The sequence below is a fragment of the Pseudomonas sp. NPDC077649 genome, assembly GCF_044542855.1.
Lineage (GTDB): Bacteria > Pseudomonadota > Gammaproteobacteria > Pseudomonadales > Pseudomonadaceae > Aquipseudomonas.
Window position 1 is genome coordinate 404,925 of record NZ_JBITVF010000002.1, and the last position, 26,508, is coordinate 431,432.

Here is a 26,508-nt window from a genome sequence, read left to right on the forward strand (position 1 = left end):
TTGTCGCCCAGGGTGCCGGGCCGAGGCCAGGCACCCTGGACTCGCCCCTGACTCAACCCAGCTGGAAGTCCGCCGAGGTGACCGTGGTGTGATCGGCGACGCCGACCAGGCGGATGCTGCCGCCGTCCGCACCGTTGACCGTCACTAGGGTGTCGGCGCCAGCATCGGCGATGCTCACCCGAGCGGCGAAAGTCGCTGCCGTAATCCCCAGTGCGGCGATATTGAGCAGATCCTGGCCACCAGCAGGATTGGCATCGAAGTCCGTGATCCGGTCGTTGCCGAAGTTCGGTCCGAACACGAAGATGTCGTTGCCGAGACCGCCCACCAGCGTGTCGTTGCCAGCACCGCCGGTCAGCACGTCGTTGCCGGTACCTCCCTGGATCCAATTGTCCAAGGCATTGCCGGTGCCAGTGAAGTTACCAACGCCACCATACGCCATGCGCTCCACGTTGGCCGTCAACGTGTAACTGGCCAGCGAGGTCCATACCGTGTCGTAACCCTCCCCGGCCAACTCAATCACCTGATCGCCCGCATCGGTCACCTCATAGGTGTCACTACCGACACCACCGCGCATGATGTCGTTGCCCGTACCGCCAATCAGCACATCGTTGCCACCCCCTCCAACCAGGGTGTCGTTACCAGCACTACCACTGAGTCTGTCGTTACCGGCTCCGCCCTGGAGCCAGTTATCCAGACCGTTTCCCGTACCGGTAAAGTTACCAATGCCACCATACGCCAGGCGCTCCACGTTGGCCGTCAACGTGTAACTAGCCAGCGAGGTCCATACCGTGTCGTACCCCTCCCCGGCCAACTCAATCACCTGATCGCCCGCATCGGTCGCCTCATAGGTGTCGCTACCGATCCCACCGCGCATGATGTCGTTGCCCGTGCCGCCAATCAGCACATCGTTGCCGGCACCGCCTTCCAAGATGTCGCTTCCGGCACCGCCGTTCAGGCGATCATTGCCGGCTCCACCCTGGATCCAGTTGTCCAAGGCATTGCCGGTGCCAGTGAAGTTACCAACGCCACCATACGCCAGGCGCTCCACGTTGGCCGTCAACGTGTAACTAGCCAGCGAGGTCCATACCGTGTCGTACCCCTCCCCGGCCAGCTCAATCACCTGATCGCCCGCCTCGGTCGCCTCATAGGTGTCGCTACCGGTCCCACCGCGCATGATGTCGTTGCCCGTACCGCCAATCAGCACATCGTTGCCGGCACCGCCTTCCAAGATGTCGTTCCCGGCTCCCCCCATCAACCTGTCGTTACCCGATCCACCTTGAATCCAGTTATCCAGGCCGTTGCCCGTTCCGGTAAAGTTGCCAATGCCACCATACGCCAGGCGCTCCACGTTGGCCGTCAACGTGTAACTGGCCAGCGAGGTCCATACCGTGTCGTAACCCTCCCCGGCCAACTCGATCACCTGGTCGCCCGCCTCGGTTACCTCGTAGGTGTCACTGCCCACACCACCGCGCATGATGTCGTTGCCCGTGCCACCGATCAGTACATCGTTGCCAGCGCCACCCTCCAGCGTATCGTCCCCGCCCATGCCAAGGAGCCTGTCGTCCCCGTCGCTGCCCAGCATGATTTCGGCACCCGCAGTTCCCGTCAGGGTGCCGCCGAACGTCGTCATGACCATGATGCCCGCCAGCACCGCAGTAGCCGCCGACGTCAGCGACTCCAGGGTATTGCCGTTATCGGTGTAGCTGATCACCACCCGGATCTGCTGCCCGGCCTGGGCCACGGTCGGGGTGAAGTTCACCCCGGTGGCGCCGGCAATATTGGCGAAGTTGCCGCCCGTGCCGGCCTGCCACTGGTAGGAGAACGCCACGCCGGCGAGACCATCGGCATCGGTAAAGGCATTGATCGCCGTGAGCTCATTGCCCAGCGAAGGCGCCATATTGCTGATCAGCACGCTGCCCACCGGTAGATCGTTCGGATCGCCACCTTGCACGACCAGGCTGGTCGGCGCCGAGAACACGGTTTCCAGCACGCCGTGGGCGTCCTTGTAGATCGCCTTGACGCGCAGGGCCAGGCCCTCGAACTCCGGCCTCACGGTGAAGGTCGGGCCGGTGGCACGGGCGGCCTCGCCGCCGATGTTTTCCGTGACGATATCGGCGAAGGTGCCGTCGCCCTCGACATCCACCTGCCAGTAGTAGCTGATCGGGCCGGTGACGGCGCCGTTCGGATTGCCGACGCCGATATTGTCGGCATCGCGCACCAGCGCGGCCGACACGCTGAGCACCTGGCCGACGCTGGGCGAGCCGTCGCTGATGCGCAGCACGCCTTCCACCTCGGCGTTGCGGCCCGCCACCAGCACCATGGCCTGGTCGTTGAACTGGATGCGCTCGATATTGCGGATCATGTCCGCGCCATCGGCGCCGACCACATCGAGGAAGCCGTCGCCGTCGCCATCCACGCCATCCAGGCCGACGTGACGCACGCCAAACAGGCCATCGCCCCACTCGACCACTTCGTACTCGGCCATCAGCCCGGAATAGACCGCCGTATCGAAGGACTGCCCCAGGTCGTCCGGGTCGACCGTGCCGGACATCAGCTCGCGGACGATGACCAGTTGCCCCGGGTTGTAGGTGCCGTTGAGCATCAACGGGATCATCGGCACCATGCTGTTGAAGGTGGCGATCTCTGCGCCGGTACCGTCGTTGTTCGCACGCACGCTGATGCGCACGTTGAGCCACATGTCGCCGTCGATCAGGTCGTCGCCGCCGTTACCGGCGATCAGGTCGCTGCCGTTGCCGCCGAGGATGATATTGCCCGCACCGAAGGAGGTGACCTCACCGGCGGTGGTCAGCGGGTCGGCCAGCTCGTTGATGAACGCCCGCAAGCCGTCGATCATGTCCATATAGTCGTCGCTCAGCACGCTGCCGTAGGCACCGGACATGGCAATGGCGTTGGCGTCGCGGTCGTCGCCGTTGAGGATGTCGGCATGGTGCGAACCCGACAGCCCTTCCATGAACTCGAAACGCGCTAGCACCGACACATCCGATGGTGCCACCGGCGTTTCGTCGAAGGCGCGCAGACGGAAGTCCACGTTGACCCCGAACGGATCGTCGCGGAAACCTGCCCAGTCGAAGCCGGAGCCACCGACGTAGCGGTCGCCCTCGCCGCCGTTGCCGAACATGATGTCGTCGCCACCCTCGCCGTCCATGCGGTCGATGATGCCGAACTCGCCGATGAACACGTCGTGGCCGATCACGTCGTCCAGGCCGAACTCGTTGAAGTTGTCGCCGCCGTTGCCGTCGGGACCGCCCAGTTCCAGCCAGTCGTTGCCCTCGTTACCGAACTGCGCCTCGTTGCCGCGGGTGCCGAGGATAAAGTCGTCGCCCGGACCGCCGAACACCTCGGTGGAGTCCTCGCCGGAGATGACGAAGTCCTTGCCATGGCCGGCCATCACCAGGTTGAAGCCGTTGCCGGCATGGATCACGTCGTTGCCTTCGCCAGCACGGATCACATCGTCGCCGCCCATGTCGGTGATGATGTCGTCGCCGGCCCCGCCCATGATCAGGTCGTTGCCGAAGCCGCCCTCCAGACGGTCATTGCCGGCGTCGCCCCACAGGGTATCGTCGCCGATACCGCCGATCAGCGTGTCATTGCCGTCCGTGCCGCCTAGCACCACGTGCTCGTCGCCGTTGTATCGCAGGAAGTTCGTCCCGCGCATCACTTCCGGCAGCAGCGGGTCGCCGCTGTCCGGATCGGCGCGGCCGTCGAGCCCCAGCCCAGTGTGCTGCCTGTCTTGATCCACCTCGAGGATAAAGCCCGGGGTGGAGAAGATATCCCCCGGCAGGTGGGTGGCATCGGTGTTGGCCATCACCATGCGCGAGAAGAAGTTGTTCTCCATCTCGGTCAGCATGTTCAGGCCGGCCAGACGCTCCAGGTAGTAGAAGCGGTCGGCGTCCTGCAGCGCCTCCATCTGCGTCTCGAAGACGAAGTTGAAGGTGGAGCCGAGCATGCCACCGAAGGGCATGATCTTCTCGGCCAGGCCGCCGATCCAGAAGTCGATGGCATTGACCCCGGTAGTGGCTGCAGGCCCATGCAGGAAGGCCATGCGGTCGACACCGGCGCCATCTGCGTCGAATAGCCGTTCCTCGGCGGTTCCCTCATTGATCAACGCCGTGCCGCCGAATACCAGGGCGAAGGCCACCGCCCGTTTCTCGGCCAGGGTATTGACATCGAGCTCCTGCAAGGCCGCATGCGTACCATAGGCGGCGATGAAGTTGACCAGCGAGGTCTGGTGTTTGAGGTTCATGGCGAAGTCGACCCAACTGGTGTACGGCTTCAGCTGGCTATCGCCGGTCATGTTGTAGAACTCCTGACGCGCCGCGTTGAGCGACGGCACCCCGGTCTCCCGGCCGCGGGTCAGGTTGATGGTGGCCAGGTCCAGCGGCAGGCCGAGCAGGTTGTTGCGCAGGGCCTCGGTGACGAACTCGTCGATCTCGTTGCCGAGTTGCCGGGTCATACCACGGACGATGGCACCGGCGGCCTCCTCGGCGCTGACGGTGACGAAGCCACCGTTACCATCGCTGAGCTGGTTGAAGGCCAGCGGGTTTAGGAAGGCCTCGATCAGCCCCAGTTCGCTGGAGACGAAGTTCGGGTCGAAGCGATCCACCGTCTCGGTCAGCATCGAGTGGCCGAAGCGATACACCACGTGGGCGAACTCGGCCATGATCGCCGGGTTGAGGGTGCTGTCATAGACCTGGGTGGCGTTGAAGAACACGTCCACCTGCGGCTGCACCTTACGCGCGAACTCCTCGAACACCAGGTGCTGGTACTGCATCTCGGTGGCGAAGCGCGCGGCCTGGAACAGCCGCTCGCCGTTCCACACCAGGCCGTCCGGGCTGGTCGGCAGCTCTGTCACCGGCTCCAGCAACCACTGGTTGATGAAATCGAGGTCGTTGGAGGCCAGCACCACGTCCTTGGTATGCGTTACCACGCGGTTGTGCTCGGCATGGAATACATGGTGGATGGCGGTCAAGCCGATATTCTCGTTGCCGCGACCGTCGCCGGTGATGAAGTGGGCATCGAGTAGCTCGTCGTCGAAGAACAGATTGGACGACACCGGGTTACCCAGATCATCGGTCAGCCCGACCGCACCATCGGCATCGGCGGTCTTCATCGCGCCCGTCTGACCGTTGATGGGGTTGGCGTTATGCGCGATATCGTCGAGGAAGGCGTGCCCGGTACGAACCACATCGTTGGGCACCGCCACGCCACCGGGACCAGCCGGCTCCAATCCTCCTCCAGTAACGAACTGCGGATAGCCGTTGGCACCCGGGATGAACTTGCCGTACTGGTCGGTAGCCAGCAGCGGCACGTTCACCACATCAGCATCGGTCAGGATGATGCCCAGCAGCGCCTGTGCCTGCGCCTTGACCTCGGCCCAGGTCGGCAGGCCGCCGTCGGCGCCGTTGAGCAGGCGCCCGGTGGCCACCGGGCCCTCGTCGGTCATGGCGTACTCGCGCAGGAATACCTGGTGCGAGGCATGCGAGGTGTAAGTCTGGTTCTGGTCGACGAACGGCGTGGTCTGGTTGACATGCACATGCACGTCATCGGAGGTGCCGAGCACACCGTCCGTACCGGCCAGCACCGCCTGGTTGGTGGCACGGGTCAGCACCATGAAGTTGGTCGAACCGCCCTCGACATAGAGCGGGTCGTCCGGCTGCAGCGGGATAAACACTGTGCCGTTGCCGCCCTTGTTGACCAGGTCCAGGCCATGGTCGAAGAACTGACCGAACAGGGTGAACCAGGAGTTGAAGCCGGCCGACAGGCCCTCGTCCGGTGCGCTGTTGGGGATAAACAGCGGCATACCCTCCGGAATCGGCTGGCCGTTGAGATCCAGCAGCACGCCGTTGACGTCCAGGGTACCCAGACCGGCATCGACATAGGCCTGCACCGCCGCCGGGTTGGTGATGGTCTGGTCGACGATCAGGTTGGAGATGATCCGCGGGTCGGCATCCACCACGTTCCAGGGTGCGGTGAGAGCGGTCGGATCGGTCACATCGGCCGGATCGTAGGCATAGTTGCCGTTGCTGAATTCACCGCCCGGGATGCCCGGCCCGTTGAAGTCGATGGTGTCGCCATCGGGGTCGTTGATGAAGTTCTGCGTCGTCGTGGTCGGGAACGGCTGATCCGCCGCACCGAAGTGCTCCTGCCCGAAGACCAGGTTGTTGAACGAACCATCCACCGTGCGCAGACCCCAGGGCAGGCGCGAGTTGGGGATGATGTCCATCAGCTCCTCGCCGGCGGCATGGCGCTCGGCAATGATGATCTGGTCGAGGATGAACTGCAGGTCGGAGCGAATCAGGCGCAGGCCATCGCCCGGGCTGGCCACCTCGCTTTCCACCGGCAACGGGGCCGGCGGCAGCGGCAGTTGACCGCCCGCTACCGGGTCGGTGGCCGCCGAGGCCACCCGTTCCATCACGCCGTTATCGTCCTGGTAGATGGCGATCACGCGGATCGCCAGGCCATCCAGGTTAGGGCTGACGCGATAGGAAACGCCATCCTGGGTGGACGGCCGCGCCCCGCCTTCTTCGACGATATCCTGGAAGATGCCCGAGCCGGCCACCGCCTCGTACTGCCAGATATAGCTGACCGGCCGGCCGTTGATCAGGCCGTTGGCATTGTCCTCGTCGCCGATGCCTGCGGCGGAAACCCGCAGCAGCTGGCCCACGGCCGGCGCGGCGACGGGGTCGCCATTGACGTCGAGAATCTGCAGCGCGCCGGTGGGCGAGAAATTGCCGCCCTGTTCGGTGCCCGGCACTTCCTCGACGAACTGGCCGCCGACCAGCACCAGGGCGCTGTCGGCGAACTGGATGCGCTCGATATTGAGCAGGCGGTCGGTGCCTTCGTCGCCGACGTTGTCGGTGACTATGGTCATGCCGGCCAGCGTGGTCACCGTGTAGTTCTCACGCGGCCCGGCATACAGCGCGGTATCGAAGCTATCGGCGCTGTCGAGTATCTCGCGCACGATCATCAACTGCCCCGGGTTGTAAACGCCGTCGAGCATCAGCGTGATCATGTCCTTCATGCTGTTGAAGGAAGCGATTTCCGGGCCGGTCGGATTGCCGTTGGCATCCACCCCGGCACGCACGCTGATGCGCACGTTGAGCCAGCGATCGCCATCGATCAGGTCGTCGCCGCCGCGGCCTTCCAGCACGTCGCTGCCGCCGCCGCCGAGGATGATGTTGCCGCTGCCGAAGGAGGTCTGCGCCACGCCGCCGAAGAACTCGGTGAGCATCTGCTGCAGGTTGGCGATGCGGGCGATGCCCTCGGCAGTCAGCACGCTGCCCTGGGCGCCGGCCTGAGCGATCAGCGCCGCGTCGGCGTTGTCGCCACGCAGGATATCGCCGAAGGCCGAGCCGGACAGGCCTTCCACCTCGGCGAAGCGGTCGAGGATACCGGCATTGGATGGCGCCACCGGCGGCTCGACGAAGTCGTCGACGATCAGGTCGACCTTCACCCCGACCTGATCGTTCTTGTACACCGCCCAGTCGAAGCCCGAGTTGCCGTCGAAGTGGTCGGCGCCTTCGGAGCCGACCATGATGTCGTCGCCGCCCTCGCCTATCACCTCGTCGAAGCCGGGGCCGCCGATGAACACGTCATGGCCGTTCACGGTATCGGTGGAGAATGGCTCCAGGTTGTCGCCGGGCGCGCCGTCCTGGGTGCCGATCTCGATCCAGTCGTCGCCCTCGTTGCCGGCGGTCTGCAGGTTGCCCTTGGCGCCGAGGATGAAGTCGTTGCCGGTACCGGCAAAGACCTCCGAAACGTCCTCGCCGGTGATGATGAAGTCGTTGCCATGGCCGCCGAGGATCAGGTTGAAGCCGTTTCCGCCGTGGATCACGTCGTTGCCATCGCCACCCTTGAGCACATCGTCGCCGCCCTTGTCGGTGATGATGTCGTCGCCGGCGCCGCCTTCGATCACGTCGTTGCCGTCGCCGCCTTCCAGGCGGTCGTTGCCGCCGTCGCCCCACAGGGTGTCGTCGCCCAGGCTACTGATCATCACGTCGTCGCCGGCGGTGCCGCCGAGCACCACGTGTTCGTCGCCGGTGTAGCGCAGGTAGTTGGTTTCCACCTCCGCGGTTTCCAGGTTGTCGCGGATCACCAGCGGGATCAGCGGGTTGTCGCCAAGCGGATCGGCGCTACCCAGCCCTTCGTTGAACTGCGCGGCCTGATTCACCTCGAGAATCAGTCCCGGGGTGGAGAAGATGTCCGCCGGCAGGTGCACCGCGTCGGTATGGCGCATCACCAGTTTGGAGAAGGAGTTGTTCTCCATCTCGGTGAGGAAGTTGAGGCCGTCCAGACGCGCCAGATAGTAGAAGCGGTCGCCGTTCTGCAGCGCCTCCATCTGCGTCTCGAAGACGAAGTTGAAGCTGGAGCCGAGCATGCCGCCGAAGGGCATGATCTGCTCGGCCAGGCCGCCGATCCAGAAGTCGATGTCGTTGACCCCGGTGCTGGCTGCCGGCCCGTTGAGGAAGGCCATGCGTTCATCGTCGGAAATCGCCCCGCCGCCGAACACGATATCCATGGCCGCGGCGCGCTTGGCCGCCAACGAGGTTACCCCGGTGATGCTGATATGGGTGCCATAAGCGGCGATGAAGTTGATCAGCGATTCCGGGTGTTTCAGGTGCAGGGCGAAGTCCAGCCAGCTGGTGTAGGGGCGCAGCTGGCTATCGCCGGTCATGGCATAGAACTCGGCACGCGCCTCGTTCAGCGACGGCACGCCGGTATCGCGACCGCGGGCGATATTGATCGCCGCCAGGTCCAGCGGCAGACCGAGCAGGTTGCTGCGCAGGGCGCTGGTGACGAACTCGTCGATCTCGTTGCCCAGTTGCCGGGTCAGGCCGCGAACGATGGCGCCGGCGGCCTCCTCGGGTGACAACGTGCCGTTGTCGTTGAACGCCAGCGGGTTGAGGAAGGCCTCGATCAGCCCCATGCTGCTGTCGTTCTGGAAGCTCGGGTCGAGCCGGTCGACCGTCTCGGTCAGCATCGAGTGACCGAAGCGGTAAACGGTGTGAGCGAACTCGGCCATGATCGCCGGGTTGATGGTGGCGTCGTAACCGTTGGGGATGAGGAACTCGTCCACCAGCGGCTGCACCTTGCGCGCGAATTCCTCGAACACCAGGTGCTGGTACTGCATCTCGGTGCCGAACTTGGCGGCCTGGAACAGGCGTTCGCCGTTCCATACCAGGGTCGACAGATCGGCCGGAATCGCGCCGACCGGCTGCAGCAGCCACTGATTGAGGAAGGCGATATCGCCGTCGGCGGCGGCCTGCAGGGCCACGTCCTTGGTGTGTTCGACCAGGCGGTTGTGCTCGGCGTGGAACACATGGTGCACGGCGGTCAGGCCGATGTTCTCGTTGACCCGGCCGTCGCCGGCCATGAAGTGGGCGTCGAGCAGTTCGTCGTCATAGGTGCCGGCCAGGCCATCGTTGACCCCGGCCACGCCATCGGCATCAGCCACCAGCGGCGCGCCGGTCTGACTGTTGAAAGGGTTGGCCGAGTGGGCGATGTCGTCGAGGAAGCCATGGCCAGTGGTCAGCGCCAGGGAGGCATCCACCGGTGCGGCCAGGCTGGCCTCGACCAGGCCGCCGGCGGTAACCAGTTGCGGCATGCCGTTGGCGCCCCGGATGAAGTTGCCATACTGATCGGTGGCCAGCAGCGGCACCCGGCCGACGTCTTGATCGTCCAGCTCGATACCCAGCACGTCGCGGGCCTGGGCCTTGAGCACGCCCCAGGTAGCCATGCCGCCCAGTTCCACGTCGTCCTCGGTGCCGAAGATGCCGTCTGCCCCCAGGTCGCGGTTGGTCAGCAGCTTGCCGGTGGCCATGGGTTGGCCGTCCACCAGCACATAGGCGCGCAGGAACACCTGGTGCGAGGCGTGCGAGCTGTAGGTCTGGTTCTGGTCGACGAACGGCGTGGTCTGGTTGACGTGCACGCGGTTGCCGTCTGCGTCCACCTCGACGCTGGCGCGAGTAATGACCATGAAGTTGGTCTGCGGCGATAGCGGGTTGTACAACGGGTCGTCCGGCTGCAGCGGAATGAAGATAAAGCCGTTGCCGCCCTTGTTGACCAGGTCCAGACCATGGTCGAAGAACTGGCCGAAGAAGGTGAACCAGGTGTTGAAGCCAGCGGACAGACCTTCGTCCGGCGCGGTATTGGGAATAAACAGCGGCTGGTCGGCGGGAATCGCGATGCCGTCGAGATCCAGCAGGGTGCCGGCCGGATAGGGGTTGCCCTGCGGGTCCAACTGGTTGATACCGTCTGCCAGCGTGCCCAGGCCCGCCTGGACGTAGACCTGCACTGCCGCCGGATTGCTGATGGTCTGGTCGACGATCAGGTTGGAGATGATCCGTGGGTCGGCGTCGGCCACATGGCCTTCGGCGCCGTAGTCGGTATTGGTCACCTCTCCGCCCGGCGCGCCGCCATTCATGTCGAAGCTGTCGCCGTCCTGATCATTGCGGAACTGCTGATCCAGCAGCAGGAGGAACTCCTGGTCGGCGGCGCCCCAGAAGGTACGGCCCTCCACCAGGTTGTTGTAGCTGCCATCCACGGTGCGCAGGCCCCAGGGCACCTGGGAGTTGGGCAGCAGCTCGTCCAGGCTCTGCCCGGCGGCATGCGCCTCGGCGATGAGAATCTGCTGGAGGATGAACTCGAGATCGGACTTGATGAAATTGGCCATTTCCTTCCACCTCTGATGCCCAGCAGTTGAAATCGCAAATTCACAGCCAAAGAACCCCCGGCGCAGACACAACTCACCCTCTCCAGGCGCGCGTCACGCATTCGTCAGAGTGTTCCCGGGATAGAGGCCAAACGCCGCCGCGCCGACATGCTGGGATCGTCGGCGTCCAATCGGTATTTGGTATGTCCCTATGCTGAAGCCGGCTCGAAGCCTGGCGTCAGAAATCAGGCAGAAGGAGGCCCGTGAAATTGCGGGTCGGCGAAGTGCCCTAGCGGAGACGCCTCAGGCGTCTGGTCAAGCAAGACTCTAGTCATGGTCTTCTCGGTATTGCTGCTGGTCTGGTGGGAACCGTGACGGTTTCTTGGCCTTTTCCAGCAATTACACGGTTAGACTTAAGTCCCAGCCCTTAGCCTTGTCAAGATACCGTCGGTCATCTCATCAAAATGCGGCGTTGCGCCATAAATCTTTACTGCATAAAGATTTTCTCTAAGAAACAAAATGAAACATGGGAAAAATAAGCCGCCAAACCGCCTTGCGCCCCGACGAAAGTCCCATCTATACCTAGGGGGCGACATTCGAGGAGACGGGAAAATGTCTCCCAGCAGGCGCACCGGCCCGCAGAGCGCCGGAACGCCGTCACTCCCCATGCAGGACGCTCAGCGAACATGCAGTGCCGGAGGGTTCTATGAACGCCCCGCAGTCCCCGCGTTCCGAGCTGGCCGAGGTGTTGTTTCGCCTGCGCCGTACCTTCTATGCCCTGGCCGCCTTCAGCGGGGTGATCAACCTGCTGATGCTGACCCCGGCCGTTTATATGCTGCAGGTCTACGACCGCGCCCTGGTCAGCAGCAACGTCACCACCCTGCTCATGCTCACCCTGCTGGTGGTCGGCCTCTATGTGCTGATGGCGCTGCTGGAGGTGGTGCGCTCCAGCGTGCTGATCCGCGTCGGCAACCGCCTCGACATGATGCTCAACAAGCGCATCTTCGGCGCCGCCTTCGAGCGCAACCTGCGCCGCGCCGGCGGCAACCCGGCGCAGGCCCTGCAGGATCTGTCGCAGGTGCGCCAGTTCCTCACCGGCAACGGCCTGTTCGCCTTCTTCGACGCCCCCTGGACACCGATCTACCTGCTGGTGATCTACCTGGTGCACCCGCTGCTCGGTCTGATCACCCTGATCGGTTCGCTGCTGCTGGTGGCCCTGGCCTGGCTCACCGAGGTCAGCACGCGCAAGCCGCTGGCCGAGGCCAACCAGGCTTCGCTGGTGTCCGGCAGCTTCGCCAACAACAACCTGCGCAACGCTGAAGTGATCGAGGCCATGGGCATGCTGCCGGCGATCCGCCAGCGCTGGTTCGGCAACCACCTGAAGATCCTCGAACTGCAGACCCTGGCCTCCGACCGCGCCGCCTACATCAATGGCGCCACCCGTTTCGTGCGCGTCACCCTGCAGTCGCTGATCCTCGGTACCGGCGCGCTGCTGGCGATCCAGGGCAAGATCACCCCGGGGATGATGATCGCCTGCTCGATCCTCTCCGGCCGCGCCCTGGCGCCGGTGGAACAGGTGATCTCGGCCTGGAAGCAGCTGCTCTCCAGCCGCGCCGCCTGGGCCAGGCTGTCCGACCTGCTGGCCGACTTCCCCGCGCACAAGCCGTCCATGCCGCTGCCCAAGCCGCTGGGCATGCTTCAGGTGGAAAACGCTTTCGCCAGCGCGCCGGGCTCGCCCACGCCGATCCTGCGCGGCATCAGCTTCAACCTGTCGCCCGGCGAGGCGCTGGGCATCATCGGCCCCTCGGCCTCCGGCAAGTCCACCCTGGCGCGCCTGCTGGTCGGCGTATGGCCGGCGCAAGGCGGCAAGGTACGCCTGGACGGCGCCGACCTCTACCAGTGGAACAAGGCCGAGCTGGGGCCCTGGCTCGGCTATCTGCCGCAGGACGTCGAGCTGTTCGAAGGCAGCGTCGCCGAGAACATCGCCCGCTTCGGCGAGATCGACAGCGACGCGGTAATCCTCGCCGCCAAGCAGGCCGGCGTGCACGACATGATCCTGCACCTGCCGCAGGGCTACGACACCCGCCTCAGCGCCGACGGCGGCTCGCTGTCTGGCGGGCAGAAGCAGCGCATCGGCCTGGCCCGCGCACTGTACGGCGAGCCGTCGCTGATCGTTCTCGACGAACCCAACGCCAGCCTCGACGACGTCGGCGAAGCGGCGCTACTGCAGGCGCTGGTCGACCTCAAGCAACGCGGCAAGACCCTGGTGCTGATCTCCCACCGCCCCACCGTACTGAACATGGTGGACAAGGTGCTGGTGCTGCGCGAAGGCGCGGTGCAGATGTTCGGCACCCGCGACGAGGTGTTCGCCGCCCTGCGCCAGGCCAACGTGATCCCCACCGGCAAAGGGGCGCCGACCCTGGCCTCGGTGCGGGGCAAGGAGTGACATGCCATGTCCGACCTACAGTTCGAGAGCAAGAGCCTGCAGCTGGCGGACAGCCCCTGCGAAATCGACATGGACGACCGCAAACCGAGCCGCTGGGGCCTGTCGCTGGTGCTCGCCGGCTTCGGCGGTTTCATCCTCTGGGCCCTGCTCGCGCCGCTGGATGCCGGGGTAGTGGCCAACGCCACGGTCAACGTCACCGACAACCGTAAGACTATCCAGCACCTGACCGGCGGCTCGGTCGGCGCCATCCTGGTACGCGAAGGCGACCTGGTCGCGCGCAACCAGCCGCTGATCGAGCTGGACGCCACCCGCGCCATCGCCGAGCAGGGCATGGTCAGCGCCCAATACATAGTGGTCAGCACGGTGAAAAGCCGCCTGCAGGCCGAGCGCGACGGTGCCGAGCAGGTGGAGTTCGATCCTGAACTGCTCAGCCGTTTCGCCGGCGACCCACGTCTGGATGCCTCGGTCGCCCTGCAGCAGCGCCTGTTCGCCACCCGCCGCGCGGCGCTGAGCGGCGAGGCCGAGATTCTCCGCGAGAACATCCGCGGCGCCGAGGAACAGCTCAAGGGCCTGCGCCAGGTGCAGTACTCGCGCAATTCGCAGATCAAGCTGCTCAACCAGGAACTCGACGGCGTGCGCAGCCTGGCCGCCGAAGGCTACGTGACCCGCAACCGCATGCTCGAGCTGGAGCGCAACGCTGCCGAACTGAGCGCCTCGCTGGCGCAGAACGTCGCCGACAGCGGGCGTACGCGCAACCAGATCGCCGAAATCAAGCTGCGCATCCTGCAACTGGAACAGGACTTCCAGAAGGAAGTGCAATCGCAACTGACCGAGGCGCAGAAAGAGGCCGCCGCCCTCGCCGACCGCCTGCGCGCGCTGGACTACGAGGTGACCAACACGGTGATCCGCTCGCCCATCGACGGCGTGGTACTGGGGCTGTCCGCCTCCACCATCGGCGGGGTGATCCAGGCCGGCTCGCGGATCATGGACGTGGTGCCGGCCAACGAGCCGCTGCAAGTGGACGCCATGGTGCCGGTGCAGGCCATCGACAAGATGCAGCCCGGCCTGCCGGTGGACATCGCCTTCCCCGCCTTCAACCACGCGCAGACGCCGAACATCCCCGGCCGCGTGCTGACCATCTCCGCCGACCGCCTGATCGACGAGGCCAACAAGCAGCCCTACTACCTGGCCCAGGTCGAGGTGACCGCCGAAGGCATGGACAAGCTCGGCAGCAACCGTATCCGCCCCGGCATGCCGGCCACCGTGACGATCAAGACCGGCGAACGCAACCTGATGAGTTACCTGATGAAACCCCTGCTCGACCGCATCGATGGAGCCTTCAAGGAGCAATGACATGCTCATGCGTCAAACGCTGTTCGGCCTCTGCTGCCTGGCCGCCGTGCCCGTCCACGCCCTCGATCTGCTGCAGGCCTGGGAGCAGCTGCAACTGCAGGGCCCGACCTACCGCGCGGCCATCCACGAGCGCGACGCCGGCCTGGAAAACCGTGCCATAGGCAAGGCCGGGCTGCTGCCGCAGATCACCGCGCGGGCCAGCAAGAGTCGGGTCGACGGCACCCAGGAGCAGGAAAACCTGCTCGGCCAGAGCATCGAAAACGATCTGGACTACGACTCGCAGAACCTCAGCCTGCAGCTGCGCCAGCCGCTGTACAACCGCCAGAAGATGGTCGAGTACCGCCAGGGCAAGCAGCGCGCCAGCTACAGCGAGGCGGTGTTCGACGCCAAGACGCAGAACGTCGCCGTGCGCCTGGCCAGCCGCTACTTCGACGTGCTGCTGACGCGCGAGACCATCGACCTGTCGCGCGCCAAGCTCAAGGCCTTCGAGCAGCAGGTGGCCGCCGCGCAGCGCCGTTTCGACCTGGGCGACGGCACCATCACCGACGTCGACCAGGCCACCGCGCGGCGCGACCTGGCCCAGGCCGAGGTGATCGAAGCCGAGGACAACCTGGTGGTCGCCCTGCGCCTGCTGGAGGAACTGCTCGGCGACATCCCCCGACAGCTCGCCACCCTCCAGGCGGACTTTCCCACTCCGCCGCTGCAGCCTAACAACCTGCAGGACTGGCTGAACAAGGCGCGCCAGAACAACCCCACGCTGCGCGCGCGGCAGGTCAACCACGGCCTCGCCGAAGAGGAAGTCAGACGCGCCAGCAGCGGCCACTGGCCGACCCTGGACCTGGTGCTGGGCTATACCGACAGCGAGAGCGACTCGATCTCCACCATCGATCAGACCAACCGCTACAACTCCATCGGCCTGGAATTCAACATGCCGCTGTACGCCGGCGGCGGGGTCAGCGCGCGGGTGCGCCAGGCCACCGCCAGCCGCGAACAGGCCGGCGAGGAAGTCAACGCCGCGCGCGAGGAAGTGTTCTCCGCCACCACCCGCGAGTTCCGCGGCGTACAGAGCGGCCAGGCGCGCATCCGCGCCCTGGAACAGGCCGTCGCCTCCAGCGAACGGGCGCAGGACTCGGCACGCAAGGGCTTTCTCGCCGGCTCCAGCACCAACGTCGATATCCTCAACGCCGAGGAACAGGTGTTCATCGCCCGCCGCGACCTGCTCGAAGCCAAGCTGCGCTACCTGCTGGCCCGTCTGCAGCTGGCCGCAGCGGTCGGCCTGCTCGGCGAGGACGATATCCTCCAGGCCAATGCCTACCTGGGCCCGGAGCTGGCGATCGGCTACTGAGTACGCTCAGCGCCAGTGACGCTGCTGGGTGCGTCGCGTCTGCCCCATGCCCAGCATCCAGGCGAGCAGCAGCGCCAGCGACTCCGCCAGCCAGGCCAGCAGCAAGGCGCAGCTCAGGCCCCAGAGCATCGCCTCGGGAGTCAGCAGCACCTGGTAGCGGTAGGCGTCGAGGGTTTCCTCGAACAGTTCGCCATCGGCGGCCGTGGCCAGGTGCCAGGCCTGGGCGTACCAGGGCCCCTGCATGGCCTGCCACTCGCGCTCCAGCAAGGTCGCGCGCTGCACCAGATGGGCCACGCTCTGCGCGTCGCTGCGCATCACCGCATCGTCGCTGACCCGGTAGTGCGCGACCAGCGCATCCAGGTCGCCCTTGAAGAAGCGCCGCGCGGTGTCCTGAAAGCCCTTGAGACTCTGCTGCGACTCCAGGCGATGGGCCTCGACGCGCTTGCCGTAGTCGTCGACGAAGCCCGGCACCTGCACGCCGAGCAGCAGACCGCAGGCGAACAGCGCCAGGCGCAAATAGCTTCGCAACATCCTTCCCCCCCTCAGAGCTTGTGAATAAATCTACTGCGCTCGGCATCTCACGTTTCGGCTGTGCTCGCAATGCTCATGTACTTCAATACACTCCGCTTGCTGCGCGCAGGCGAAACGCGACCTGCCTTCGCTCGCGACGATTTCTTCACAAGCTCTCAAGCCTTACCGTCGGCGATGCACTCGCCACGGCGCCACAACCGCCACTCTCCCGGCTGATACAGCGTCCATTGTTCGTTGTCGGTCAGCGGCTCGGTGGCGATCACCGTGACCACGTCGTTCGGCGTGGTTTCGGCCTGGAAATCCACCTTGAGGTCGGCGTCCTTGAGCTGCGCCGGGCCGAAGGGCGCGCGCCGGGTGATATGCGCCAGCTTGCTCGAACAGAAGCTGAACAGCCAGTCGCCGTCGCTGAGCAGGCAGTTGAACACGCCGAGCTGGCGGTAGCTGGCGCAGGCCGCCACCAGCACCGGCAGCAGCATCTCCACCGACACCGGCTCGGGAAAGGCGCGGCGCACCCGGTTGAGCAGGTCGCAGAAGGCCGCCTCGCTGTCGGTGTCGCCCACCGGCCGGTAGAAACTGGTGGCACCGACCAGGCCGGTCAGCTGGCCGTTGTGGGCGAAACACCAGTTGCGCCCCCACAACTCGCGCACGAAGGGATGGGTATTGGCCAGGCACACCTGGCCGACGTTGGCCTGGCGGATATGGCCGATCACCACCTCGCTCTTGATCGGGTAGCGCTGCACCAGCTGCGCCACCTCCGACTCGCTGCTCGCCCGCGGATCCTGGAACAGGCGCAGGCCCCGGCCTTCGTAGAAGCCGATGCCCCAGCCGTCGCGGTGCGGCCCGGTGCGCCCGCCGCGCTGCATCAGCCCGGTGAAGCTGAAGACGATATCGGTGGGGACGTTGGCGCTCATGCCGAGCAATTCGCACATCGAGTCAGTTCTCCTCGCCGAGGGCACGGCGCAGTTGCTCGGCCTCGGCTTGCAGGCGTGCCTGCAAACGCCGACGGCCCAGGGGCAGGAAACGCACCAGCAGGCGCCAGAGCAGCGCCGGCAAATCGCCGCGGCGTCGCGGGATCAGGTGCAGATGCAGGTGTGGCACGTGCTGGTTGGAATCGGGGCCGTCGTTGATCAGCAGGTTGATCCCCTCGCGGCCGTAGCCCGCCGCGCGCAACGCCGCCGCCATCTTGTCAGCCAGGGCCAGCAGACGGTCGCGCACTGCCGCCGGCAGATCCTCGAGGAAGGGGGCATGGGCGCGGCTGACGATCAGCACGTGCGCCGGGCGCATGGGAAAGATATCCAGCAGGACGATGAAATCCTCGTCCCGGTACAGTTGGTGCGCCGGCAAACGGCCAGCGGCGATGGCGCAGAATACGCAGTCCATGAGGCCTCCCATCCACGATGGCCATCATGCTGACCGGCTAACCGGCCAGGCGCAAGGGTCAGAGGCGCGGTTCCAGCCGGCCGCCGCGCTCGTAGCGATGTGCCAGGCGCTCGTCGTCCTGTTCCATCAGCTCGCGCAGGGTGCGCGGGTCTTCGTCTTCCACCACAGTCTCCTCGCGGCGCCCCTGCCACCAGCGCTCGATGGGCCAGCGCACGGCGACGAAGACCAGGTAAAGGGCGAAGGCGATCAGGCTGTAGAGGGTCAGGTCGGCCACCGCCCGCCAGGCGTTGTTGCCCACCTTGAGCAGCAGGTCCATGGCGGTCACCGCGATGGCCGGGGCGAACAACTCGCGCGCTGGGTCGACTATGGTCGGGCTGAACAACAGCACCGCCACCAGCACCCGCAACGGCTCGCGCAGGTAGCGCCACATCCAGCTGGTCATGCGCAGCCACACCAGCAGGCAGCCGAGGGCGGCGACGCCATAGGCGGCCCAGGCGAGCAGATAGTCGTTCTCGTTCATCATAAAGCGGCGATCCTGGCCTCGAAGTTGGCGGGGCTGACGGAGGGGCGCTTATGATAACGGCTTTTCCCCGGCCCGGCGCCCCTGCCGTCGGCCGCGCCGCCCTGGAGTCTCTGCATGATCGCTGCCCCCATCGCCCGCCAAGAATCCGGCGCCGATCCCTATCGCTGGCTGGAGAACCGCGACAGCGACGAGGTGCTCGACCACCTGCGCGCCGAGAACGCCTACCTGGAAGCCGAGCTGGCGCCGCAGCAGGCGCTGCGCGGGCGGCTGTTCGAGGAAATCAAGGGGCGCATCCGCGAAACCGACCTGTCGCTGCCGGTGCCCTGGGGCGACTACCTCTACTTCCAGCGCACCACCGCCGGCGACGAGTACCCGCGCCACTATCGCTGCCGCAAACCGGCGGACGGCTCGCTGAGCCTCGACGCCGCCAGCGAGCAGCTGCTGCTAGACCCCAACGCCCTGGCCGGCGGCGGCTACCTGGCGCTCGGCGCCTTCAGCATCAGCCCTGACCAACGCCGTCTGGCCTACAGCCTGGATCGCAGCGGCGACGAGATCTACCGCCTGTTCGTCAAGGAACTCGATAGCGGGCAGATCCAGGAGCTGCCCTTCGACGACTGCGACGGCAGCATGACCTGGGCGGGCGACAGCCAGACGCTGTTCTTCACCGAGCTGGACGACACCCACCGACCCTACAAGCTGTACCGCCACCGCCTCGGTGAGGACGGCGCCGAAGCGGTGTTCGAGGAGGGCGACGGGCGCTTCTTCCTGCACTGCTACCGCTCCAGCTCCGAGCGCCAGCTGATCCTCCAGCTCGGCAGCAAGACCACCAGCGAAGTCTGGGTGCTGGATGCCGAACGGCCGCAGGACGCCTTCGCCTGCCTGGCGCCACGCGAGGAAGGCCACGAGTACGATGTCGACCACGGTCTGCAGGACGGCGCCTGGAGCTGGCTGATCCGCAGCAACCAGAGCGGCATCAACTTCGCCCTCTACGCCGCCGACGAAGCCGCGCCGCAGCGCCCGCACTGGCGCGAGATTCGCGCCCACGATCCGGCGGTGATGCTCGAAGGCGTCACCCTCAACCGCGACGCCCTGGTGCTGAGCCTGCGCGAGGGCGGCCTGCCGGTGCTGGAAGTGCAGCCGCAGGGCGCGGCCGCCTACCGCGTGCAACTGCCGGATGCCGCCTACAGCCTGCACGTGCAGGACGGCCTGGAGTTCCACAGCACGGTGATCCGCCTGCGCTACGAGGCCCTCGGCCGCCCGGCGCAGATTCGTCAGCTGGAGCTGGCCAGCGGCACCCAGCAGGTGCTCAAGCAGACCCCAGTGGAAGGCCCCTTCGATGCCGAGGCCTACGAGAGTCGCCGCCTGTGGGCCACCGCGGCCGACGGCACGCAGGTGCCGATCAGCCTGGTGGCGCGCCGCGAGGTGCTCGCCGCCGGCACGCCGGCGCCGCTCTACCTCTATGGCTACGGTGCCTACGGCGAGAGCCTCGACCCCTGGTTCTCGCATGCCCGCCTGAGCCTGCTCGAGCGCGGTTTCGTCTTCGCCATCGCCCACGTGCGCGGCGGCGGCGAGATGGGCGAGGCCTGGTACCGCGCCGGCAAGCTGGAGCACAAGCCCAACAGCTTCGGCGACTTCATCGCCTGCGCCGAACACCTGATCGACGCCGGCCTGACCACCCCGGCGCAGCTGGCCATCAGCGGCGGCAGCGCCGGCGGCCTGCTGATCGGCGCGGTGCTCAACCAGCGCCCGCAGCTGTTCGCCGCGGCCATCGCCGAGGTGCCCTTCGTCGACGTGCTCAACACCATGCTCAACCCGGAGCTGCCGCTGACGGTGACCGAGTACGACGAATGGGGCGACCCCAACCTGCCCGAGGTGTTCGCGCGGATCAAGGCCTACGCACCCTACGAGAACGTGCGCGTCCAGGCCTACCCGGCGATCCTCGCGGTGGCCGGCTACAACGACAGCCGCGTGCAGTACTGGGAAGCGGCCAAGTGGGTAGCGCGGCTGCGCGAGCGCAAGACCGACGCCAACCTGTTGCTGCTCAAGACCGACCTCGACGCCGGCCACGGCGGCATGAGCGGGCGCTACCAGGGCATCCGCGACGTGGCCCTGGAATACGCGTTCCTGTTCAAGGTACTGGGCCTCGCCGAAGGCTGACCGAGCAATCAACTTTCGCTCGCCGCTCGCGGAATCTGATCTAGCAGGTCGTTGAGAAACGTAGGCGAGGCAGGCAAGACAAGGCAAAAGCGGCCGAAAAAGCGGAGTTTACGAGCTGTAAATGAGCATTTTGAGGCCGTTTTTAACGCAGTATTGCCAACGCAGGTAGTTTCTCGGCGGCCTGCTAGGCTGAAGGCACGCTCATGGCGATAGGCCATAAGCGCCCTTTTCCTGCCTGCCGCCAAGGAAGATCCGCCATGAAGAGTTGGAAGATTCGCACCCACCTGTTGCTGCTCGCCGGCGCTCTGCTCAGCGCCCTGCTGGCCGTCGGCCTGCTCGGCCTGCATGGGCTGAAAGCCACCGTCGGCGGGCTGCAGACCGTCTACCTGGATCGCGTGGTGCCGCTGCGCGACCTCAAGCTGATCGCCGATCTCTACGCGGTGAACATAGTCGACGCCACGCACAAGGCGCGCAGCGGCGAACTGACCGGCCACGCCGCGCAGCAGCTGATCGAACAGGCCCAGCAGCGCATCGCGCAGACCTGGCAGGCCTACCTGACCACCGAGCTGATCGCCGAGGAACGCCGCCTGATCGAGCAGATCGCCCCGCTGATGGAGCGCGCCGGGCCGCCGCTGGAGCAGTTGCAGAGCCTGCTCGCCCGCGGCGATCAGGTGGCGCTGGAGCGTTTCGCCCGCAGCGAGCTGTACCCGCTGATCGACCCGCTGTCGGCCAAGTTCGCCGAGCTGATCGAGGTGCAGCTGGTGGAGGCCAAGCACCAGTTCCAGCTGGGCGAGGCGGAGTACGCCGCCAATCTGCGCCTCAGCCTGGCCCTGCTGTTGCTCGCCATGCTGCTGGGCAGCGCCCATGCGCTGTATTTCAGCCGCCGCCTCGGCCACCAGCTGGGCGCCGAACCCGGCGAGCTGGAGGCGATCAGCGTGCGCATCGCCGCCGGTCGCCTGGATGGCGCGCCGGCGGACGGCCGCGCCAGCAGCGGGGTGATGAGGTCGGTGCAGGCCATGCGCCATGGCCTGCACGACGTAATCGGCAATATCGGCGAGGCCTCCGAGCAGATCGAGTGCGCCACCCTGCAGCTGGCCGCCTCCTCCGAGCAGGTGCTCAACAGCGCCAATATCCAGAGCGACACCGCCGCGGCGATGGCCGCGACCATGGAGCAGCTGGCGGTGAGCATCAACCATATCGCCGAAAACGCCCAGCACACCCACGACCGCGCGCAGCAGGCCGGCGAGCTGACCGACAGCGGTCTGGCGGTGACCGCCCAGGCCATCGAGGAAATCCGTCGGGTCGCCGCCCTGGTCGCGCAGTGCTCGGCGGATATCCAAGAGTTGGCGGCACAATCGGGCAATATCGGCGCCATAGTCGACGTGATTCGCAGCATTGCCGAGCAGACCAACCTGCTCGCGCTGAACGCCGCCATCGAGGCGGCGCGCGCCGGCGAGCAGGGCCGCGGTTTCGCTGTGGTCGCCGACGAGGTGCGCAGCCTGGCCGGGCGCACCGCGCAATCCACCACCGAGATCGTCGCCCTGGTCGAGGCCATCCACGGCGGCGTGCGCCAGGCCCACGACAGCATGGCGGCGACCTGCGCGGGCGTCGACAACGGCCTGCAGCTGGTCGAACGCAGCGCCGCGGCGATGGGCGAGATCCGCCAGGCGCTGGACGAATCGCTGCAGTCGGTCGGCATCATCGCCACCGCCCTGCAGCAGCAGCGCGCCGCCAGCGAGCAGGTGGCGCAGAACGTCGAACAGGTGGCGCAGATAGTCGAGGAGAACTCCGCGGCGCAGGGCGGCATAGTCCAGGCCATCCGCGCGCTGCAGGGCATGTCGGAGCGCCTGCAGGGGGTGATGCGCCGCTTCAGTTTCTGAGCGCCCGTGCAGGCGAGAGCGTGAACGGCCTCGAGAAACGCCGCGGCAGGCGACCAACAGCGATTGGCAACGCCTGCCGTTGCGGCTAAGGTCGCCTCCCCGCTCTCGCCATACCGCCCGACCATGCCCGACACTTCCCACCTGATCGACGCCATCCGCGACATGCTGCTGGACTGCGGCCTGTTCGACCAACTGCCTGCCGGCGACGTACTCACCGCTGCCGGCTATTTCAGCCTGAGCAAGATCGACGAAGGCACGCTGATCTTCCGCGAGGGCGATGCCGGCACCTTCATGTGCATCCTCCAGCAGGGCGCCGTCTCGGTGCGCAAGACCAACGTCAGCGGCGAGGAGGTGGAGATCACCTGCCTGCGCAAGGGCCGCGCCTTCGGCGAAATGGCCGTGCTCGACGGCGAACGACGCTCGGCCACCTGCGTCGCGGCCAGCGACAGCGTGCTGCTGACCCTGGGCAAGGACGCCCTGGACAAGATGCTGCAGGAGGCGCCGAGAGCCGCCGCCCAGGTCATCCGCGCCATCGCCGTGGGCATGTCGAAACGCCTGCGCATGGCCGACGGCCAGCTGGTCAACCAGGTCTAATCCCGCTTCTGCCCCGGCTCGACCGGTTGGCGATTGCGCTGCAGCTGCTGTTCCAGCAGCGGGATGGCCTGATCCTTCGGCGCTTGCGGCACCAGCCGCGGCAGGCTCTGCCCCTGCGGTGGCGGTAGCAAGGGCGCCGTCCCCGGCCCCTGGCGCTGAATCGGCGCACTTTGCGGCTGACCGTAGGGTTGCGGCGTGGCGGTGCCGGGCGCGCCGGCGGCGGGCGACGTCGGCATGCGCGGCGGTTGCTGGGTCTGGGCCAGTGCGGCGGCGGCGCAGGCCAGGATCGAAGCGGCAAGTATCGAGCGACGCATGATGGGGCTCCTGATCGGCGAGCTTTCGTTCTATTCTGGCAGCATCCGAACGCCAACGTTCGCCACCCGAGCACGAGCCACGCCATGAGCACCACCAGCAAGCTGGACCAGATCCTCGCCGAGGCGCAGCGGCGCCGCGAAACCAGCTACCGCGAAAAAGCCCTGAAGATGTACCCGCATATCTGCGGGCGCTGCGGCCGCGAGTTCAGCGGCAAGCGCCTGAGCGAGCTGACCGTGCACCACCGCGACCACAACCACGACAACAACCCGGAAGACGGCTCCAACTGGGAACTGTTGTGCCTGTACTGCCACGACAACGAGCATCAGCGCCAGGTCGACCTGCACTACCAGAAGGAAGAAGCCGCCAGCGCCGGCTCCGGCAGCAAGGTCACCCACAAGGCGCTGGCCGGGCTCGAGGCGCTGCTCAAGCGTTAAAGAAGCGGGGGCGGTGCCGGCTTATCCGTAGGGCGCGCCGCGCGCGCCGCCTTGGTCTCAGCGCAACAACCGCGTATCCAGCACCCGCGACGGCCCGCCCATGACGTTCTCGACGATGTCGATGAAATCCTCGGTGCTGGCCTTGTCCAGGCGCATCAGGCCGCGGGTCACGTCGTCCAGCGAACGCGGCTGCGTATTGCCCTTGGTCTTCTGGCGGATTTCCCGATCCAGCTCCTGCAACAGCAGCACCGCGCGCGCGGTGACCGGGCCGGTGGCGCGCGCGGTGCGCAGGCTCTTCACCGGCTTGCTCCAGCGCGTCAGTTGCTCGCGCATCTTCTGGTAGCGGTCCTCGCCGATACCGCCGGCGCGGCGCATCAGTTCGATGGCGTAGTACTCGGCCAGACCCTCGGTGATCCAGTCGCTGCGGTCGCGCGACTGGATGCGGCTGAACACGTGGACCAGCTCGTGCACCAGCGAGCTGGTGCCGTTCTCGCTGACCAGCGGCCGGTCCGCGTGCATGTAGTAGGAATTGGCCGCCGACAGGCCGCCGCGCCACATCGGGTCGCCGGCGCCGACGATCAGCAGCTTGGCCGGATCGCGCGGGAACACCGCCTGCATTTCGGGCCAGACGAAGGTCAGCAGGGTCATGATGTCCATGCGCCGCATGCCCTCGCCCACCGGCGCGGCGATGGCGACATCGGTCTCGCCGAGGCGGGCGCGGCGGGTGCCGAGCTTGCCGGCGACCAGCCAGCCGGTGGGGCGGTCGAACTTGCGCAGCGGGTTGTCGATGCGAAAGCGATTCTTGCCGATGCGCGGCCAGCCGGTTTCCACGCTTTTCCAGCCCTTGGGCAGCTCGAACTGCAGGCGCGCCACCAGCTCGGTCTTGTCCTGCTGGCGCAGCACGGCGCTGGGCACCAGGTCGTCACCACGCAGCAGCGCCCAGTCCTCGGTCATCCGCGCATCGAAGCTCCCCGGCTGGCGCTCGTGGTCGATGCGCACCTTGTAGCTCAGGCGGCTCTTGCCGGCGGCCGGCTGCCAAATGCCGCGCTCGGGCTGCTCCTGCTGCCACTGGCCGTCGGCGGAAAAGTCGCTGTAGCGGCCCTCCTTGCCCAGGTCGAAGTCCAGGCTGAGCACGCGCTCGCCCTGCTCCAGGGTCAGGCTGACTTCGGCCTGGTTGGTTTCGGGCAGAAAGCGCACGCGGTAGTCCAAATCGACCTTATGCGTGGCCGCCCAGGTCGGCAGGCTCAGACTCAGCAACAGCAGGGACAACAGGGGGTAACGAACGGGCATCGCGCAAAGCTCCTGATGCGGTGGGACGCGGCGATCCGATATGACCGCGACGCCCTCGGGCAATTCCATGGCTGGGCGCACAGATTTGCCACGAAGCCCGGCGCCGATCAACCGGCGCGAAAGATCAGGTGCTCTTCCCAGTCGTCTTCGGCCACGCTGTTCTCGCTGAGCATGCGCCCGGACTGCGAGATGCGCTCGATATGCACCGCCTCCGGATCGCCGCAGACCAGGTGGTGCCACAGCGGCAGGTCCTTGCCCTCGCTGACCAAGCGGTAGGCGCAGGTCGGCGGCAGCCACTGGAACTGGTCGGCCTGCGCCGGGGTGAGCTGGATGCAGTCGGGCACCTGCTTGGCGCGGTTGGCGTAGTCGCTGCAGCGGCAGCTCTTGAGATCGAGCAGCTTGCAGGCGATGCGGGTGTAGTAGACGGCGCCGTCGTCCTCGTCTTCGAGCTTCTGCAGGCAGCACAGACCGCAACCGTCGCACAGCGACTCCCACTCGTCCTGATCGAGCTGGGCGAGGGTCTTGCGTTTCCAGAAGGGTTCGACTTTGGCGGCCATGGCGACAGGCAGAAGCTCGGAGGAGAAAAGCGCGGCAGTCTAGCCCGAGCGCCGGTCACGGCCAAGCGGCGGATGCCGAACGGCAGCGCTTAGGCTCAGTAGCCGCGGGCGAACGCCACCTCGCCGCGCAGCGTCTCGCCGGCCTGCCAGCGCGCCAGGTTGTCGAGAAACAGCGCGGCCATCAGCGCCGGCTCGGTGGGCGCAGCGCTGTGTCCGGTGAGCAGCAGACGCGGCGCGCTCCAGAACGGATGGCCGGGCGGCAGCGGCTCCTCGCGGCAGACGTCGATCACCGCGCCGGCCAGTTGGCCCTGCTCCAGCGCCGCCACCAGGTCGGCATCGACCACCGCGGCGCCGCGCCCGGCATTGATCAGCAGCGCCTCGGGGCGCAGCCGGGCCAGCAGCTCGGCGTCGTACAGATCGCGGGTGGCTGGGGTATCGGGCAACAGGTTGATCACATAGTCGGCCCAGGCGGCCAGGCGCGGCAGCTGATCCAAGCCGGCCACCTCGACGAAGGGCGGCTGCTGGCGCGGCGCGCTGGCCACGCCGCGCAGCTGCAGACCGAAAGGCGCGAGAAACTGCGCCACGGCCTGACCGATATCGCCACAGCCGACGATCAGCGCCCGCCGCCCGGCCAGGCTGCGCGGCAGGCTGTGCTCCCAGCGCTGCGCCACTTGCGCGGCCAGACGGGCGAACAGGCGCCGTTCATGGGCCAGCAGATGGCCGAGCACATACTCGGCCATCACCTGGCCGAAGATGCCGACGGCGCGGCTCAGGCGATAGTCGCGCGGCAAGTCGGGCGCCAGCAGCGGCGTGATCCCCGCCCAGGTCGACTGCAGCCACTGCGGGCGCAGGCCCTGGCGCAGCAGGGGCGCGAGCAGATCGGGCTGGCCCAGCCACAACGGGCAGTCGCCGGCCGCCGCGGCCAGCTCGACGGGGTCGGCGCCGGCCTGCAGCGCCAACTCGGGCCGCGCGGCGCGAATCAGCTCGGCGTAGCGCCCGTGGTCGTGCTCGGCGATCAGCAGGCGCATGGT

Annotated in this window: 16 protein-coding genes and 1 pseudogene; 8 read left to right on the forward strand and 9 right to left on the reverse strand. The window is 66.6% G+C overall.

Annotated elements, in window-relative coordinates:
• Positions 1 to 52 precede the first annotated feature (52 nt).
• The gene (locus ACIGFL_RS08910) at positions 53 to 10,693 is read right to left on the reverse strand and encodes a peroxidase family protein (RefSeq protein WP_397496912.1); all 10,641 of its coding nucleotides are present in this window, start codon (positions 10,691 to 10,693) and stop codon (positions 53 to 55) included.
• A 685-nt stretch (positions 10,694 to 11,378) separates the two neighbouring features.
• On the opposite strand from ACIGFL_RS08910, the gene ACIGFL_RS08915 reads away from it, so the two are divergent.
• The 3 genes from ACIGFL_RS08915 to ACIGFL_RS08925 are packed head-to-tail and all read left to right on the forward strand — an operon-like array spanning position 11,379 to position 15,816.
• Entirely contained in the window at positions 11,379 to 13,118 is a 1,740-nt protein-coding gene (locus ACIGFL_RS08915) for a type I secretion system permease/ATPase (RefSeq protein ID WP_397496913.1), read from the forward strand.
• Between the two features lie 6 nt (positions 13,119 to 13,124).
• Positions 13,125 to 14,471 carry an HlyD family type I secretion periplasmic adaptor subunit gene (locus ACIGFL_RS08920; protein ID WP_397496914.1) on the forward strand — a complete coding sequence of 449 codons (1,347 nt, stop codon included), beginning with the start codon at positions 13,125 to 13,127 and terminating at the stop codon, positions 14,469 to 14,471.
• 1 nt (position 14,472) lies between these two features.
• Positions 14,473 to 15,816 carry a TolC family outer membrane protein gene (locus ACIGFL_RS08925; RefSeq protein ID WP_397496915.1) on the forward strand — a complete coding sequence of 448 codons (1,344 nt, stop codon included), beginning with the start codon at positions 14,473 to 14,475 and terminating at the stop codon, positions 15,814 to 15,816.
• Positions 15,817 to 15,822: 6 nt separating this feature from the next.
• Here ACIGFL_RS08925 and ACIGFL_RS08930 read toward each other — a convergent pair whose 3' ends face one another.
• From ACIGFL_RS08930 to ACIGFL_RS08945, 4 genes are all read right to left on the reverse strand, one after another.
• Positions 15,823 to 16,347 carry a DUF2937 family protein gene (locus tag ACIGFL_RS08930; protein ID WP_397496916.1) on the reverse strand — a complete coding sequence of 175 codons (525 nt, stop codon included), beginning with the start codon at positions 16,345 to 16,347 and terminating at the stop codon, positions 15,823 to 15,825.
• Between the two features lie 155 nt (positions 16,348 to 16,502).
• A complete protein-coding gene (locus ACIGFL_RS08935; RefSeq protein ID WP_021444880.1) occupies positions 16,503 to 17,276 on the reverse strand; it encodes a class II glutamine amidotransferase in 774 nt (257 codons plus the stop codon).
• 4 nt (positions 17,277 to 17,280) lie between these two features.
• Positions 17,281 to 17,727: an HIT family protein gene (locus ACIGFL_RS08940; protein ID WP_397496917.1), complete on the reverse strand. Its 447-nt coding sequence runs from the start codon at positions 17,725 to 17,727 to the stop codon at positions 17,281 to 17,283.
• A 58-nt stretch (positions 17,728 to 17,785) separates the two neighbouring features.
• Positions 17,786 to 18,250 carry an MFS transporter gene (locus tag ACIGFL_RS08945; RefSeq protein ID WP_397496918.1) on the reverse strand — a complete coding sequence of 155 codons (465 nt, stop codon included), beginning with the start codon at positions 18,248 to 18,250 and terminating at the stop codon, positions 17,786 to 17,788.
• Positions 18,251 to 18,364: 114 nt separating this feature from the next.
• Here ACIGFL_RS08945 and ACIGFL_RS08950 point away from each other — a divergent pair, with 114 nt between their 5' ends.
• The 4 genes and pseudogenes from ACIGFL_RS08950 (at position 18,365) to ACIGFL_RS08965 (ending at position 22,881) form a co-directional block, all read left to right on the forward strand.
• Positions 18,365 to 20,407 (forward strand): S9 family peptidase, encoded by a 2,043-nt coding sequence (locus ACIGFL_RS08950; RefSeq protein ID WP_397496919.1) that lies wholly within the window; start codon positions 18,365 to 18,367, stop codon positions 20,405 to 20,407.
• 257 nt (positions 20,408 to 20,664) lie between these two features.
• Positions 20,665 to 21,171, forward strand: a pseudogene (locus ACIGFL_RS08955) (Tar ligand binding domain-containing protein); the annotation flags it as partial.
• A 402-nt stretch (positions 21,172 to 21,573) separates the two neighbouring features.
• On the forward strand, positions 21,574 to 22,287 hold the full coding sequence (locus ACIGFL_RS08960; protein WP_397497105.1) for a methyl-accepting chemotaxis protein: 714 nt from the start codon (positions 21,574 to 21,576) through the stop codon (positions 22,285 to 22,287).
• Between the two features lie 123 nt (positions 22,288 to 22,410).
• On the forward strand, positions 22,411 to 22,881 hold the full coding sequence (locus tag ACIGFL_RS08965; RefSeq protein ID WP_122108561.1) for a cyclic nucleotide-binding domain-containing protein: 471 nt from the start codon (positions 22,411 to 22,413) through the stop codon (positions 22,879 to 22,881).
• Here ACIGFL_RS08965 and ACIGFL_RS08970 read toward each other — a convergent pair.
• Complete coding sequence (locus tag ACIGFL_RS08970; protein ID WP_397496920.1) at positions 22,878 to 23,195, reverse strand: hypothetical protein; 318 nt, start codon at positions 23,193 to 23,195, stop codon at positions 22,878 to 22,880. The genes ACIGFL_RS08965 and ACIGFL_RS08970 overlap by 4 nt on opposite strands.
• Before the next feature lie 84 nt (positions 23,196 to 23,279).
• On the opposite strand from ACIGFL_RS08970, the gene ACIGFL_RS08975 reads away from it, so the two are divergent.
• Positions 23,280 to 23,630, forward strand: coding sequence for a YajD family HNH nuclease (locus tag ACIGFL_RS08975; RefSeq protein ID WP_122108575.1), 351 nt, complete (start codon positions 23,280 to 23,282; stop codon positions 23,628 to 23,630).
• Between the two features lie 57 nt (positions 23,631 to 23,687).
• Here the strand turns inward: ACIGFL_RS08975 and ACIGFL_RS08980 are convergent, their stop codons facing one another.
• From ACIGFL_RS08980 to ACIGFL_RS08990, 3 genes are all read right to left on the reverse strand, one after another.
• On the reverse strand, positions 23,688 to 24,920 hold the full coding sequence (locus ACIGFL_RS08980; protein ID WP_122108576.1) for a hypothetical protein: 1,233 nt from the start codon (positions 24,918 to 24,920) through the stop codon (positions 23,688 to 23,690).
• Between the two features lie 107 nt (positions 24,921 to 25,027).
• The gene (locus tag ACIGFL_RS08985; protein WP_122108577.1) at positions 25,028 to 25,477 is read right to left on the reverse strand and encodes a YcgN family cysteine cluster protein; all 450 of its coding nucleotides are present in this window, start codon (positions 25,475 to 25,477) and stop codon (positions 25,028 to 25,030) included.
• A gap of 95 nt (positions 25,478 to 25,572) precedes the next feature.
• Positions 25,573 to 26,505: a D-2-hydroxyacid dehydrogenase gene (locus tag ACIGFL_RS08990; protein ID WP_397496921.1), complete on the reverse strand. Its 933-nt coding sequence runs from the start codon at positions 26,503 to 26,505 to the stop codon at positions 25,573 to 25,575.
• Between the last annotated feature and the right edge of the window lie 3 nt (positions 26,506 to 26,508).

Excerpts from the sequence above, each read along its gene's own strand:
- ACIGFL_RS08970 (WP_397496920.1), bottom strand. The coding sequence starts at position 23,195 with ATGCGTCGCTCGATACTTGCCGCTTCGATCCTGGCCTGCGCCGCCGCC.
- ACIGFL_RS08950 (WP_397496919.1), top strand. The coding sequence starts at position 18,365 with ATGATCGCTGCCCCCATCGCCCGCCAAGAATCCGGCGCCGATCCCTAT.
- ACIGFL_RS08945 (WP_397496918.1), bottom strand. The coding sequence starts at position 18,250 with ATGATGAACGAGAACGACTATCTGCTCGCCTGGGCCGCCTATGGCGTC.
- ACIGFL_RS08975 (WP_122108575.1), top strand. The coding sequence starts at position 23,280 with ATGAGCACCACCAGCAAGCTGGACCAGATCCTCGCCGAGGCGCAGCGG.
- ACIGFL_RS08920 (WP_397496914.1), top strand. The coding sequence starts at position 13,125 with ATGTCCGACCTACAGTTCGAGAGCAAGAGCCTGCAGCTGGCGGACAGC.
- ACIGFL_RS08930 (WP_397496916.1), bottom strand. The coding sequence starts at position 16,347 with ATGTTGCGAAGCTATTTGCGCCTGGCGCTGTTCGCCTGCGGTCTGCTG.
- ACIGFL_RS08935 (WP_021444880.1), bottom strand. The coding sequence starts at position 17,276 with ATGTGCGAATTGCTCGGCATGAGCGCCAACGTCCCCACCGATATCGTC.
- ACIGFL_RS08910 (WP_397496912.1), bottom strand. The coding sequence starts at position 10,693 with ATGGCCAATTTCATCAAGTCCGATCTCGAGTTCATCCTCCAGCAGATT.
- ACIGFL_RS08985 (WP_122108577.1), bottom strand. The coding sequence starts at position 25,477 with ATGGCCGCCAAAGTCGAACCCTTCTGGAAACGCAAGACCCTCGCCCAG.
- ACIGFL_RS08925 (WP_397496915.1), top strand. The coding sequence starts at position 14,473 with ATGCTCATGCGTCAAACGCTGTTCGGCCTCTGCTGCCTGGCCGCCGTG.
- ACIGFL_RS08990 (WP_397496921.1), bottom strand. The coding sequence starts at position 26,505 with ATGCGCCTGCTGATCGCCGAGCACGACCACGGGCGCTACGCCGAGCTG.
- ACIGFL_RS08915 (WP_397496913.1), top strand. The coding sequence starts at position 11,379 with ATGAACGCCCCGCAGTCCCCGCGTTCCGAGCTGGCCGAGGTGTTGTTT.
- ACIGFL_RS08960 (WP_397497105.1), top strand. The coding sequence starts at position 21,574 with ATGGAGCAGCTGGCGGTGAGCATCAACCATATCGCCGAAAACGCCCAG.
- ACIGFL_RS08980 (WP_122108576.1), bottom strand. The coding sequence starts at position 24,920 with ATGCCCGTTCGTTACCCCCTGTTGTCCCTGCTGTTGCTGAGTCTGAGC.
- ACIGFL_RS08940 (WP_397496917.1), bottom strand. The coding sequence starts at position 17,727 with ATGGACTGCGTATTCTGCGCCATCGCCGCTGGCCGTTTGCCGGCGCAC.
- ACIGFL_RS08965 (WP_122108561.1), top strand. The coding sequence starts at position 22,411 with ATGCCCGACACTTCCCACCTGATCGACGCCATCCGCGACATGCTGCTG.